The 14,328-nt window shown below is 35.4% G+C and carries 13 protein-coding genes; 4 read left to right on the top strand and 9 right to left on the bottom strand.

Annotation, left to right across the window (positions count from 1 at the left end; genetic code table 11):
- Nucleotides 1-136: 136 nt before the first annotated feature.
- Together AC4AGG_RS01525 and AC4AGG_RS01520 are read right to left on the bottom strand one after the other, a co-directional pair.
- Nucleotides 137-1,174 carry a peptidylprolyl isomerase gene (locus AC4AGG_RS01525; RefSeq protein WP_489770207.1) on the bottom strand — a complete coding sequence of 346 codons (1,038 nt, stop codon included), beginning with the start codon at nucleotides 1,172-1,174 and terminating at the stop codon, nucleotides 137-139.
- Between the two features lie 187 nt (nucleotides 1,175-1,361).
- Complete coding sequence (locus AC4AGG_RS01520) at nucleotides 1,362-2,435, bottom strand: branched-chain amino acid aminotransferase (protein WP_489770206.1); 1,074 nt, start codon at nucleotides 2,433-2,435, stop codon at nucleotides 1,362-1,364.
- Nucleotides 2,436-2,520: 85 nt separating this feature from the next.
- On the opposite strand from AC4AGG_RS01520, the gene mnmC2 reads away from it, so the two are divergent.
- Entirely contained in the window at nucleotides 2,521-3,195 is a 675-nt protein-coding gene (mnmC2, locus tag AC4AGG_RS01515; protein WP_489770205.1) for a tRNA (5-methylaminomethyl-2-thiouridine)(34)-methyltransferase MnmC2, read from the top strand.
- 50 nt (nucleotides 3,196-3,245) lie between these two features.
- Nucleotides 3,246-3,665 (top strand): NUDIX domain-containing protein, encoded by a 420-nt coding sequence (locus AC4AGG_RS01510; protein ID WP_489770204.1) that lies wholly within the window; start codon nucleotides 3,246-3,248, stop codon nucleotides 3,663-3,665.
- Nucleotides 3,666-3,684: 19 nt separating this feature from the next.
- Here the strand turns inward: AC4AGG_RS01510 and AC4AGG_RS01505 are convergent, their stop codons facing one another.
- Nucleotides 3,685-4,383 (bottom strand): DUF4294 domain-containing protein, encoded by a 699-nt coding sequence (locus AC4AGG_RS01505; protein ID WP_489770203.1) that lies wholly within the window; start codon nucleotides 4,381-4,383, stop codon nucleotides 3,685-3,687.
- Between the two features lie 54 nt (nucleotides 4,384-4,437).
- Here AC4AGG_RS01505 and AC4AGG_RS01500 point away from each other — a divergent pair, with 54 nt between their 5' ends.
- Together AC4AGG_RS01500 and rpe are read left to right on the top strand one after the other, a co-directional pair.
- A complete protein-coding gene (locus AC4AGG_RS01500; RefSeq protein WP_489770202.1) occupies nucleotides 4,438-5,514 on the top strand; it encodes a M28 family peptidase in 1,077 nt (358 codons plus the stop codon).
- 78 nt (nucleotides 5,515-5,592) lie between these two features.
- Nucleotides 5,593-6,243 carry a ribulose-phosphate 3-epimerase gene (gene rpe, locus AC4AGG_RS01495; RefSeq protein ID WP_489770201.1) on the top strand — a complete coding sequence of 217 codons (651 nt, stop codon included), beginning with the start codon at nucleotides 5,593-5,595 and terminating at the stop codon, nucleotides 6,241-6,243.
- A gap of 191 nt (nucleotides 6,244-6,434) precedes the next feature.
- Here the strand turns inward: rpe and AC4AGG_RS01490 are convergent, their stop codons facing one another.
- The 6 genes from AC4AGG_RS01490 to AC4AGG_RS01465 form a co-directional block, all read right to left on the bottom strand.
- Complete coding sequence (locus AC4AGG_RS01490; RefSeq protein WP_489770200.1) at nucleotides 6,435-9,887, bottom strand: LamG-like jellyroll fold domain-containing protein; 3,453 nt, start codon at nucleotides 9,885-9,887, stop codon at nucleotides 6,435-6,437.
- A 317-nt stretch (nucleotides 9,888-10,204) separates the two neighbouring features.
- Nucleotides 10,205-10,624: a nucleoside-diphosphate kinase gene (locus AC4AGG_RS01485; RefSeq protein ID WP_489770199.1), complete on the bottom strand. Its 420-nt coding sequence runs from the start codon at nucleotides 10,622-10,624 to the stop codon at nucleotides 10,205-10,207.
- 253 nt (nucleotides 10,625-10,877) lie between these two features.
- Nucleotides 10,878-11,453 (bottom strand): glutathione peroxidase, encoded by a 576-nt coding sequence (locus AC4AGG_RS01480; RefSeq protein ID WP_489770198.1) that lies wholly within the window; start codon nucleotides 11,451-11,453, stop codon nucleotides 10,878-10,880.
- A 6-nt stretch (nucleotides 11,454-11,459) separates the two neighbouring features.
- Entirely contained in the window at nucleotides 11,460-12,122 is a 663-nt protein-coding gene (locus tag AC4AGG_RS01475) for a histidine kinase (RefSeq protein ID WP_489770197.1), read from the bottom strand.
- A 67-nt stretch (nucleotides 12,123-12,189) separates the two neighbouring features.
- Entirely contained in the window at nucleotides 12,190-12,924 is a 735-nt protein-coding gene (gene kdsB / locus AC4AGG_RS01470) for a 3-deoxy-manno-octulosonate cytidylyltransferase (RefSeq protein WP_489770196.1), read from the bottom strand.
- Nucleotides 12,925-13,022: 98 nt separating this feature from the next.
- The gene (locus AC4AGG_RS01465) at nucleotides 13,023-14,276 is read right to left on the bottom strand and encodes a pyridoxal phosphate-dependent aminotransferase (RefSeq protein ID WP_489770195.1); all 1,254 of its coding nucleotides are present in this window, start codon (nucleotides 14,274-14,276) and stop codon (nucleotides 13,023-13,025) included.
- Nucleotides 14,277-14,328: the final 52 nt, after the last annotated feature.

Raw genomic sequence — 14,328 nt, 5'->3', positions numbered from 1 at the left:
AAAAGGAGATTAGCAAACCATTTACGAATTCCTAACTCTATAAGTCGTAATCCAAAATTGAAAAGCGTCAAACCCTCAATATTGAAATAAAAAAAATACATCCGAAGATGTATTTTTTTATTTTATGTTAGATTGATTACTTAGCTTTAACTAATTGTACATCAAAAATCAACCAAGCATTTGGAGGAATAACCCCACCAGCTCCTCTAGCTCCATAACCAAGTTCAGAAGGAATAAGGAAAGTTGCTTTCTCTCCTTCTTTCAAGAGCATGATGCCTTCATCCCAACCTGGAATAACATGACCCACACCAACAGGGAAGCTAATTGGCTCTCCTCTTTTGAAAGAGTTGTCAAATTCATTCCCATTCAATAATCTTCCAGCATAATGAACAGAAACATCATTTCCTCTTTCTGGCTTCGCACCATCTGTAGCTTCTGTAATTTTGTAGTATAATCCAGAATCAGTTTTCTGCATCCCCTGCTTCATTTCTTCTGCCCACTTTTCTTGATTTTGCTTAAATTCAGCTTCTTTCTTCAATCTTTCCTCTTCAGCTTTAGCTAGATAAGCTTTATTTCTTTCCTGAATTTTTCCTTTCCCTTCATTGAAAATTTTTGCAGCATCGTAATCTTTGTAAGCATCACCTTTACCAAAAACTGAAACTTTTTGTAAAACGACATCGGTTTTTGGCTTATCTTGAGCTCCTGTCTCAACACCTGCAATCGTATCAACTACATCCATACCTGCAACTACTTTTCCAAAAATAGTGTGCTTCCCATCTAACCAAGGAGTCGGAACTTCAGTTATAAAGAATTGTGATCCATTGCTATTAGGTCCAGAATTAGCCATTGATAAAATCCCTTTCCCTTCGTGCTTAAGGTCGTTTCTTTCATCATCGAATTTGTATCCAGGATCACCCATACCTGTTCCTTTTGGATCACCACCCTGAATCATAAAATTCTTGATAATACGGTGAAAAATAGTTCCGTCATAGAAAGGCACCTCCTTTCCTTTTGATTTGTTATCAATCTTACCTTCTGCAAGGCCAACAAAATTAGCCACAGTTACAGGAGACTTCTCGTCTTCTAGTTTCACCAACATATTTCCTTTGCTGGTTTCCAAATTGGCATAAAGCCCGTTTCCTAAACTTTCGTAGGTCTGTTTGTCTACATTCATCTTTTTATAAATTGGGGTACAGCTTGTCATTAACAAGCCGAAAATTGTTGTATATAATAAGTTCTTTTTAATCATTATAAATCTGTTATTATCTAAATGGAAGTGCGAAAATACAGAATTCCATCTGTTTATGAAAATAAAAAAAGTCAGAAACGTATTTCTGACTTTCACATTATTTATTACCGTTTTATACGGTTTCAAAAACATTTTTCTCCACCAAAAATCTCCATCCAAAAGGATCTTCTGTTTGGTTAGTCTGGATATTAATTAGGTCGCTTTTAAGTGCTACAGCAAAGCTCTCTTCATCAGAAAGTTTTGGTAGAAGATGCTTTTCACCTTTGTAACCCAAAGCTTGGAAAACACTAGTCACCACCGCTGTTCCTACACCCCAAACTTCTTTCAAGCTTCCATCTTTCTGAGCTTCCATCACATTCTTTACAGAAATAGGCTCTACTTTGACTTCGATTCCACGTCTTTCCGCTAATTTTATAAAACTATCTCTAGTTACACCATTCAAGATTTTTTCTGATGTAGGCGGGGTATAGATAGTGTCATTGATTCGCACAAAAACATTCATTGTTCCACTCTCTTCGAAGTATTCGTGAGAAGAATCATCTGTCCAAATAATTTGCTCATATCCTTCCTCAATAGCCATTTTCGTTGGATAGAAAGATGCCGCATAATTTCCAGCTGCTTTTGCAAATCCAACTCCACCATTAGCTGCTCTAGAATAGTAATCAGAAATTTTAACTGAAACTGGCTCTGTATAATAACTTTTTGCAGGTGTAGCAACAATCGCAAACATATATTTTGAAGAAATTCTAGCTTTCAATGCTTCCTCAGTAGCAAAAATAAGCGGACGAATATAGAGAGACATCCCCTCTCCATGAGGAATCCAATCTCTGTCAACATCTACCAATGCTTGCAATCCACCCATAAACATCTCCTCAGTTACTTCTGGCATTGCCAATCTCGCCGCGGATTTGTTAATCCTTTCAAAATTCTTCTTTGGACGAAACAAGAAAACCTGGCCATCCTTATCCTTATAGGCTTTCATACCCTCAAAACATGCTTGTCCATAATTAACACCCATCATCGCAGGTGTAAAACCAAGCGGACCATAAGGAACCAACTTAACATCACCCCACTTTCCATCTTCATACTCACAAATAATCATGTGATCAATGAAGGTATTTCCAAAAGCAAAGTTGTCTATATCAAAGCTATGTATTCTAGGATTGGTAGATTTTTGAATTATCATTTTACAATTTTTTTATGGTGTTCGACAAAGATAATTTAATTTTTTAAATATAATAAAATTAGTTTAAATTTGAAAAAAAAATAGTTTGAAAAGAGAAATAACCACCACAAAAGACGGAAGTAAAACATTGTTTATCAGTGAATTGAATGAAAGCTATCACTCAAGTCACGGTGCCCTTCGCGAAGCAGAACACGTCTTTATTGATAATGGATTAAATTTGATAAATGATTATGAAATTAATATTTTAGAACTCGGTTTTGGAACAGGTCTCAATGTTTTAGTGACATTTAATGAATATTTAAAAACTGACAAAAATCATAAAATCAATTTTTTCTCCATCGAAAAATATCCCACAAATCTTTCGGAGATTTCAGAACTTAATTATTTTGAACTTTTTGAAGATGAAAAACTGAAAGAAATTTATTTCAAAATCCACGATTGCGAATGGGGAAAATCAATTGAAATTGCGCCCAATTTTAACCTTACCAAAATCGAAGCTGACTTCTACCAACTAAAAGACATGGATCTTCCAGAAATTAATCTCGTCTATTTTGATTGTTTTGGAGCGAGAGTTCAGCCCGATTTATGGGAAAAACCTCTAGCAGAAATGGTTGCCGATAAAATGAAAAAAAGAGGCCTCCTCACCACCTATTCTTCGAAAGGAAGTTTCAGGAGAATCCTGCAAGAACTCGACTTCGAAGTACAAAAGGTCGCAGGCCCTCCAGGAAAAAGAGAAATGATTAATGCTTGGAAATTATAATCGATAGAACAAAATAATTCTTAAATTTATCCGAATCAAATTACAAAATAATGGTTAATCAACTCAATGTAAGAATATACGCTTGCGCTGTGAGAGATGAGAAAGTCCTCGTCCTTTTTGAAGAATATGCTGGTACACCCCTTCTCAAATTTCCTGGTGGCGGATTAGAATTAGGCGAAGGCGTTATCGATTGCCTTCATCGAGAATTCGAAGAAGAACTGAATGTCAAAATCAGAATCGTAGAACACTTGTACACGCAAGAGGAGTTTCTTTCCTCAAGATTCCGAGAAAACGAGCAGCTTCTTACCATATATTATATAGTAGAAATTCTAGACGAAAGCGAGTTCATTATTATGGATCCTCTCATCGAAAAAGCAGAATGGATACCAATCCATCAGGAAGAGAATCCATTTCCTTTACCCATCGATAAAATTGCTTACGAAAAGTTAAAAGAAAAAATCAGACCCTAAGGATCTGATTTTTTAAATTTTATTCCATGTGAGCTTCCATATAGCCGGGATAAGGTTTGAGCAATCCAAGCTCCCAATTAGATTTTAATAATGACTCAAGATACAAGTCACTTCTATTGGTCTTGGGACTATAAGGTTCTTTGATATCGACATCTGCAACATTTCCCTTTACATTCCACCAAAAAGCACTCCAACCACCCCTTAATTCTTTCACAATTTCATACACGGATTTCCCAGTAGAGCGATACATTAATTTGGCAAAAACACGACCTTCCGAAGTAGTAAGATCCCTTAATTGAGCTTCGTATTGATCAGCTAACTCTGCATTACGTTGCTTAGTATATTTTCTCTGCTCATCCTTGTCCAATTTTGACACATCTGATTGAATATCTCGATATTGCTGTAAAGCGGTAAGAAAAAGTGGATATACCCGATTAAGTTTTTTATTGAGAAAGTAATAAAAGTTACGATCTAACTGATTATTAAATTTTGGTCTTGGACTAAGAAGCAGTTCGTCAAGAACGACAACCTTTTCGCCATTAATTTCATAAATCTTAGCTTTTTGCTTAGCGTCATAGTAATACCTCTTCCCGTATTCATCAACTTTAATCTGATCTTGAGGATATTGACTAAGTGATTTATCCAAAATAGAATCCTGAGCTTTTCCCAAAAAAGAGAAAAACAAAACAAAAACAAGACTGATTTTATATAATTTCATTATTTTTACCACACAAATTTAGCTGAAATATCGGCAAAAATCATTCCTTTTCATATGAAATTCGAGAAAAAATCTTTAAAATTCCTAGAACAGTATTTAAACGTTTCTTCACCAACTGGTTACGAACACGAAGGTCAAAAAATATGGATGGATTATATCCGTCCCTATGTTGACAAAATTGAGTATGATCATTACGGAACATGCTACGGAATCATTAATCCGAAGGCCGATTTCCGAGTGGTTATCGAAGCTCATGCTGACGAAATTTCTTGGTACGTCAATTACATTACCGATGACGGATTAATCTATGTTATCCGAAACGGCGGATCAGATCAAGCCATTGCACCTTCTAAGGTAGTTAACATTCACGGGGAAAAAGGTATTGTAAAGGGCGTTTTTGGATGGCCGGCCATTCATACCAGAGTTGGAAATCCCAACGAACCAGTTCCCAAAGTTGAGAACATCTTCATCGACTGCGGAGCAACGACAAAACAAGAAGTTCTAGACCTTGGAATCGAGGTTGGATGCATGATTACCTATCCTGATGAGTTTTTTGAACTTAATGACCGATATTTTGTATGTCGCGCTTTAGACAATCGAATTGGAGGTTTCATGATCGCTGAAGTTGCCAGATTATTGAAGGAAAATAAGAAAAAACTTCCTTTTGGTCTTTATATTACCAACTCTGTACAGGAAGAAGTTGGACTTTATGGAGCGGATATGATTGCAGATTCTATTCAACCGAATATAGCCATTGTTACAGATGTAACGCATGACACGACCACTCCATTTATCGAAAAGAAAAAGGAAGGCGACCAAAAATGTGGTGATGGACCGGTAGTTTTCTTTGCACCTAGTATCCATCATAATATTAGAAATCTTATCGTAGAAACTGCAAAATCTAAGAAGATACCGTATCAAAGAGCAGCTGCAAGTAGGGCAACAGGAACCGATACCGACGCTTTTGCGCATTCAAACGGTGGAGTACCAAGTGCTTTGATTTCTCTTCCTTTGAGATACATGCACACCACAGTGGAAATGGTTTCCAAAGAGGATGTTGGCAATGTGATTAAATTAATCTATGAAACTCTTCTAAAGATAAAACCTGATATGAATCTAAAGTATCATTAATCTTTCAAATGAAAGATTAAACTTAAGCAATAAAAAAAACACAGGTCAATCTTACACTCAAAAAACAAATTATAAAAAATGAAAAACAAACTTATTGCTCCTTCCCTTCTTTCTGCAGATTTTGGGAATCTTCAAAGAGACATCGAGATGCTAAATCAATCTCAAGCAGACTGGCTTCACGTCGATGTCATGGATGGACGCTTTGTACCTAACATCTCATTCGGTTTTCCTGTGATGAAGACGATCCAGAAACATGCGAAAAAATTTGTGGATGTACATCTTATGATTGTTGAACCAGAAAAATACATAGAAGAGTTTATTGACAATGGAGCCGACTTGGTCTCTGTACATTATGAAGCTTGTACTCATCTGCATCGCACCATCGACCTTATCCAAAGCAAAGGAGCAAAAGCTGGAGTTGTTCTTAATCCTGCGACACCTGTTCTGATGCTCGAAGACATTATTGCTGATGTAGATTTGGTACTTTTGATGAGTGTTAATCCTGGTTTTGGCGGACAAAAATTTATAGAAAACACCTACAAAAAAATAGCAGAAACCAAAGATTTAATCCTTTCTAATAATTCAACAGCATTAATCGAAATCGATGGTGGTGTTAACTTAGAAAATGCATCCAAACTCTTTGAAGCTGGTGCTGATGTTTTAGTTGCTGGGAACGCTGTTTTTTCATCTGAAAGCCCAGAAAGAACAATAGAAATGCTTAAGATATAATCTATTTCCAAATACGAAATTTAAAAAGCACCTTTTGAAGGTGCTTTTTTTATTTAGCTAACTTTAATAAGCGCGATTCAAATCATTTATGTGTAAAACTCTGATGCCACCTTTATTACATCAAATTATAAAAAAAACCACTACAGATCAATGATGTGTAGTGGTTTTATAAAATCAAAATTATTGCAAGATTATTGAACAATCAACTTTCTCGTAGTTTTAATATTATCATTTACAATTTCTATAATATAAACACCTGTCGCCAAAGAACTCACATTAAACTGCGCTGTATGCTTATCTTTATATGTTGTTCTCATTGGGAATCTTTGCCCTAATATATTTATCAATGTTATTTTCGAATTAGTCATTGGTTGATTAGACGAAATAAAAACATCACTAATAGCAGGATTAGGATATACTTTCAAAGTTGTTAAAAACTCGAATTCTTCCGTACTTAAGAATGTACTATTATTAAAATCATAAGAAAAAGCGCTTCCAAAATCAGGATTGAATGTTTTAAGAATCGCACCCGTTGTAGACTTAATTACCGCATACCCTGTTCCTTGTGCAGAATTAGCCCACCATTGCAAACCATCATTCCCAGTATCATTAATAGTAAGTTTTAGACAGCCCGTATTCTGAATCGTTTCCTGGTAAACGGTATTGTTAGATGGCAAAGAATTTTGATAAAGTACAGTACCACTAACATCCGTGATTTGATAACTATTTTGGGACGCATAATTATTTGTTTTGATTTCTAAAACAAAAGTATTTGGAAGGATCTCTGGCAAATCAAATTTTGAAGTGTAAGTATTATTATGAGCATACTGATCTGTTCCACCATTTGGCGCTGATATTTCCACATAAAACTTATTATTAGCTCCAAGTACATCTGACCATAAGGCTGCTGACGAAGGAAGCTGCACCTCGGCGGATTGCAAAAAGGCTAAATTTCCAGTCCAATTATAGATCTGATGAGTTGTGCCTCCATTCATCCAATAATGTATCGCCAATGAAGTCAAATTGGTAGAACCTGTATTTTGGATTTTAACCACTGGATTTCCGCATGTTTTCCCCACTCTTGTATACAAAGCCATATTATTTGGGGCAATAATATCTGTTACTGCAGCATCCAAAGTGTGATTTGCAGGTCCATAACCAACCAACTGGTGCGCAACATGATAATTATATGTTCCTGTTGTCACCGGCGGAGCGGAAGTTGTATAATCGATTGTAACATTGGTACCAGGTGTAACATTAGGCGTCAAAATCTGCTCTTTCAAAAGGGTTTCCTCACCCGGACACCAGCCTTGACGGTCGTACGCCCAAGTTCCTCCCTGCGGATAGATTGGATTATCACCACAACTTTGAGTAATAATCCAATTATATAACTCCGTATTATTTACTAATAATTTGTGATAAACCTGACCTCCATTTTGGCTAAACTCACCCTGAGCTCCATGGCCAGTAATTGATGACTTAATTTTGAAGTCAGTAGCTGAAGCACTTAAATTGATAGATTTAGGTTCGAATTTGGTATCAGCTAAAATTTGTGCAATCGTTGCAGCACCTAGGTTATTGGTTCCCTGCCAAATTTGATCGTATTGAACCACATTATGAGGCGGCGTCCCGACGATATACCAAAATTCTAAATCCATATCTTCTTGCCATTCTCCCCCCAAAGTCATCAATATCCTCTTATTACCTTTCAAGACAGTTTGATAGTCGGTAACATCCATTAGCCAAGATTTCCCTCCCATTCCTAAGTCCAAATTGATACCGTAAGGAGTAACAAATGAAACTAATTGATTATAGTATGGAGTTCTTTCTACATAATTGAGATTAGTGATATTGATTACGCCATCTTGAGTTAAGGTATTTTGACTAATCAAGCTTCCTGTTGTTTCATTATAAATATTTTCATCTAGACTCCAAATTTCTTGAGGTACCGTTTCATTAATTTGATCCGTTAATCCCAAAGGTTGTTGAGAAACAATACTTCTTGCAATCATCAAGTAAGTTGGTAATTTCGCAACTGGTCTATCGACTGATGTTGTTGTAATGCTATTAACGTAATCTCCTTTGTAGAACTTAATATTAGGTCTTTCAAAATTGGCTTCAAAATTTTTAAATAAAGAAGTACCATCTGTTATTGAAGTTCTAAATTCATTTCCGAAAAGTGTAGCATTATTTGCGTTAGTAGAGCCGTCAACAATTGATGTACCACTCTCATTAAATTGATAATTCAGTTGCAAACTGGCATAATTAGGATGCGATGCATCAACTTTTAGATTCTTCCAATTGCTTATGGTCGATTGAGACAAATTAGTGTTCCAAATTCGGACATCATCAACCAAACCTATCAGATATCGATTATTAACACCCCGACTAATCCTCACTTTGTAAGAATCAGCATGAGTAACATTGGTATTAATTGCAGCAGAACTGGTAGCAGAAAATCCATCCAAAACTCCATCCACATAGAAACTAATACCAGACAATGTACTTCCATTAAGGACCACCGCCACATGATGCCATTGATTATCATTAACATAAGTACTACCTACAGTTCCTGCGCCATTAATCTCAACTCGCAATCTTCCAGAAGCTAATCGAAAAACCCATTTTTCCCCAGCATAATCTCTACCATAGCTACAGATCTCTCCTTCTCCATTAGAAGTTCTGATCCATGCTTCTATCGTTCTGCTTTGGGTACCTCCAACACCTTTGTAAGTATTACTTTCGACATAATTGCTATTTGAAAACAAAAAATCCTTCTCATTAATTGAATTAAGAGCGGAAACAAAACTTGTCGTGCTAGATTCCACTGTTGTTGCACTTAAAGATGAAGATCCAATATTAGAAAAAGTAAATTCTACTAGCAAATTCGACGTTCCATCCCAAGTAAAAGGAGTATGAAACTGAAATCTATTAAGTTGATTGGCTACAAAAGTTGTATTCTGATAGTAGACTTCGGTTAAACCAGTTAAATCTATAGCTCCACTAAGAGCAGTTTTTGTCGTTTGTTTAAGTTTAATCTTTAAATATTTTGCTTGACCTGCGTTTTGCAAAACTTTCAGACTAAGTCCATCAATTTCCCCTGCCGTAAGTCCAGCTGCAGAAAGCTCGGAAGCAGTAATTAAATAATGTGATTTGCCAGCAAGATTTGTAGTATTGAAAGCCTTGTTAAGAGAATTTGAGCCAGAACCTACATTTGCAATCGTCTCATTACTCGTCGAAGTGATAACGACATTCGATTGATTTCCTCTGTAATAGTTGTATACAGGAGAACTTTTATAAGGAAAGCTGGTCCCAGAAAAGTTAGTAATAAAATGGCTAGCTATGGTCTTGTTAACATTATGCGTTTTTGCAGAATCCACGATATAGGTGTTACAAGAATAATCCCACTCACCACATCCAAGATTGGTATTGGTCCCCGTTGAAACCAAACCATCTTTACAACGCATGCTGTACTTCAATAATATCTTTTCGTAGGTCAAACTTGGATTATTTGGAAACATAACCAAAGTATCCCTTGTCGCACTATTATAATTAAATGCTTTTACTTTAATAGTATCACCCACCGATTGAGAGTAAAATAAAGCAAAACTAAAAAACAACGATAATAATAAAGATTTTTTCATGAATACTACTTTTTATTCTCAAATATAATAAAAATAATGAAAAAATCTGAAACTTTTATCAAGCCACAATCAACCACTAGTATTCGCAGGTAATTGCAGGCTTTCAACCCATAATTATACACTAAAAGAATGAAATCAAAAAAGCACAAATTACTGGGTGTTGTATATTTATTTTCAATCATTGTTAGAGCAACAATTCATTTCAAAAAAAGGCCTAACTACTACTTCAATTAACATCCATAAAAAAACTCCCTGTGAAAGGGAGTTTGATATTTTTGAAAAATATATATTTTTCAAATCTGTAAAAGTTAATTCTCTTAGAAAATTTCTCTTCCAGAAAAATGGAATTGCGCCTCGATTAAAGCATTTTCATTAGAATCAGAACCATGAACCGCATTTTCTCCAACAGATTTTGCAAACATTTTTCTTATAGTTCCCTCAGCTGCCTCAGCGGGATTAGTAGCTCCAATTAGAGTTCTAAAGTCCTCAACAGCATTGTCTTTCTCCAAAACAGCTGCCACAATTGGACCTCTACTCATAAATTCTACCAACTCCATGTAAAATGGTCTTTCTTTGTGAATTTCGTAAAACTTCTTTGCATCATCAATCGTTAACTGTGTAAGTTTTAACGCTTTAATTCCAAAACCTGCTTCAGAAATTTTCCCTAAAATAGCACCGATATGACCAGCTTCTACAGCATCGGGCTTAATCATCGTGAACGTAATGTTGTTTAACATAAAATAATAATTTATAATTGCAAAATTACAAATTTATTTTTTATATTTGTCACCGAAAATTCTACAGAAAAAGAAAATCGAAAGTTTGGCACGCATGTTGCTAACTTATTCTTAGATTCTCATGTTTAATTTGAGTTTTCATGGTTATTAGTTTTTACCTCCGATTAATTTCGGAGGTTTTTCTTTTTTTGACCTAGCACACAATAAAAAAACCTCCCGTAAAAAAGGAGGTTCAATATTCTTCAAAAAAAATCTATTGTAAATATTTGGTAATTGCGCTACTTGTCGGTTTTGTTGTACTCACGAAAGAGTCTATTAACTTTCCGTCTTCATCCAAAAGAAACTTGGTAAAATTCCACAAAATACTCGTGCTTTTTACACCATTCAATTCTTTCTGAGTCAAATACTTAAAAATTGGCGCAATATCATCTCCCTTCACCGAAACTTTCGCCGCCATCGGAAAGGTAACACCATAATTCTTCTGACAAAAAGTTCCAATCTCATTATTGGTTCCTGGTTCTTGCCCTCCAAAGTTATTTGCTGGAAAACCTACGATAACCAATTTGTCTTTGTATTGCTCGTAAAGCTTCTCCATATCCGCATATTGAGGTGTAAAACCACATTCTGAAGCGGTATTAACAATCAAAATCTTCTTGCCTTTGAAATCAGCGAAATTAATCTCACCTCCATCCAAAGATTCAACCTTGTAATCAAAAATAGATTTTGCCATTGTTTCCTTATTATTCTCGGAGGTTACTTCCTGTTTTTGACCAGTACAGCTCTTCAAAAAAGCACCTATTGCCAGTAAAAAAATAAATATACGTTTCATTTTTCTTTAAAATTTAAAAGTTCCGTTTGGGAAAACTTTGTTGGTTTCAATCTTATTAATCAACATTACAAAATCCTGATCTTTAGCAGGACTTGTTCCTTCTATCTTGAAAGCAAACATCAAATTCCCAACCTTTTTGTAATCCGAATAAACAAGGGTCTCGTCCTTTTTCACCTCCTTGAGTAACATATAGCTTTTTACATCAAAGTAGTAGACCGTTTTGTTAACATTTTTCGTTAGTTGAACTTTGTAGCAAACATTTTGACCTACATTTTCCTTTCCTAACAATTGGGCGGTAAATCCTTTGTTTTCAAAATCAATAAAATCATTATCGAAACTTTCCGGATTGTATTCGTTATAGGTTTCCATTTTATTGATAGTGTAATTCATGGCGTAACCTTTCTTTCCATCGTATCCTTCAATTGCAGTTTCCTTCTTACCAATAACAATGGATGTTTTTGTAAGGTTAGGACGTTCTTGAAAAATCTTAATAGGGTACTCATCTTTGATTCCTAAAATCAATTTCCCCTGCAACGACACCGAGTTCAACAATTTCCAATTGGTTAAACCTCCTGTCAACACAATATTTTTACTGATAATTTCTTTTGCTGTCTGACCAAATGCAAAGCTTGTCAAGACAAGAAATAAAACTAAATATATTCTTTTCATCTTTCAATAATACAATTCTCAAATATAGGCTTTTCTATTTTTTTATAAAAAAGCTTTAAACACCGCACTATTTACCTTCTTGAAGCAATATGCGAGCTTTCTCCAAATCTTCAGGAACATCTATTCCTACCCCAACGAAATCGGTTTCAATCATTTTGATTTTCATTCCATTTTCGAGATAGCGAATCGCTTCAATTTTCTCTAATTTTTCGAAAGGTGACATTTCTAATTCTGTGAATTTCAACAAAGCTTCCTTTCGAAATGCATAGACTCCAATGTGCTTATAATACTCAGCTTCCAAAGATTGCTCCCTATGAAACGGAATTACAGAACGACTGAAATACATCGCGAAATCACTAAGATCAGTAATCACTTTGACATTATTGGGATTTTCTACTTCCTCCAAATCACGTAATCTAATCTTCAATGAAGCTAAGGAAATTTCGTTTTTAACATCTTGATGAAATACCTCTATGAGTTGCTTCAAAGGCTCTGATTTCAGAAAAGGTTCATCGCCTTGGACATTAATGACAATATTACAATCAATATTGCGAACGGCTTCGGCAATACGGTCACTTCCTGTCTCATGTTCTCCCGTCATTACTGCTTTTCCTCCGTTATTGATAATTTCATCAAAAATAATCGAAGAATCAGTAGCTACGAAAACATCTTCAAAAAGTCCAGTTTCAACAACATTTTGGTAGGTGGTGGCAATAACCGTTTTATCACCCAAAATCTGCATTAATTTAGCTGGAAAACGAGTAGCCTGATATCTTGCCGGGATAACTGCAATTATCTTCATTTAAATATAAATTTCTGGTTTTGAGTTGCGAGTTGCTTGCTATCTTTTTATGATTAAACACTTCAAAAGTTCTAATCGCAAAAGATAATAAGCCAACTTTACGATAAACTTGAAAGCGATTTCTCCAAACGTGGGAAAAGTTCTTTGATTTCATCCACCGACAATCCACCAACAGAAGCACGGAACCAAGGCATTTCACGAGAATTACCAAAAGCTGAAAACGGCACTAAGGCGACGCCCGCATCTTGAATTAAGTAAAATACTAAATCTGAAGAGTTCTCAATTTTTGATCCATCTGGTTTAGTCTTACCAATATAATCCAATTTGATTGTTAGATACATGGCTCCCATTGGCTGAATACTTTCAACTGCGAAACCATTATTTTTCATGTTTTGAATTCCGTTATGAAGAACTTCTAAGCTGTTGTACAATCTATCTTTGAAAGCATCAACAAAATGATTCATCTCTTCTTGGTCTTCAAAATAAACTCCAGTTGCTACTTGCTCTGGTTTTGGAGCCCAAGCGCCAACGTGAGTGAGCAAAGCCTTCATTTTGTCAATAATCAATTGTGGACCAAAGCCCCATCCTACTCTAACACCAGTTGCAGCAAGACATTTGGAAATTCCATCAATATATAAGGTATATTCCTTCAGTTCTGGATACAAGGAAACTGGATTATAATGTTCTGCACCAAAAGTAAGATTAGCATATATTTGGTCATACATCAAGTACAAAGGTTTCTCATCGTCACCTCTTCTCTTGTTTTCTTCCAAAATCATTTCGCAAATTTCAGAAAGTTGTTCTTTGGTGAACATTGTTCCTGTTGGATTAAGTGGTGAACACAAAGCCACTAACACTGCACCAGAAATATGAGGTCTTAAATCTTCCGCTGTTGGAAGAAAATTATTTTCTTGAGTCGCTTCAATCTCGATTCTTTGAGCTGAAGTCAAATAGGAATAGTGATTATTGTTCCATGAAGGAATTGGGAAGATCACTTTATCGCCCTCATCAACAATCGTTTTGTAAGTTGCGTAGATCAACGGCCTCGATCCTGCTGTAATCAAAACTTCATCAGTGGTGTAATCCAGATTCCAACGAGATTTCAAATCCGCTACAACAGCTTTTCTTAGAGACAATAGTCCATTTGCAGGTGGATAATTGGTATGGTTCTCGTCGTAAGCTTTAATGATTTCCTGTTTTAATTTGGTAGGAATTGGATAAATATTAGAATTAAGGTCACCAATGGTAAGATTGGCAATCTGTGCACCTTTAGCTTTAAGGTCATTGACTTCATTTCCGATTTTAACGATTTCTGAACCAATGAGATTTGAGGCAAGTTTTGAAACTTTCACGATATATTATTTGTTTAAATTAAATTTTGCGTATGCAAATTTAAAGATTATA

Source organism: Chryseobacterium sp. CG10_8 (assembly GCF_058117085.1).
The sequence above is the reverse complement of the archived record's forward strand: the minus strand, read 5'-3'. Positions and strand labels throughout refer to the sequence as shown.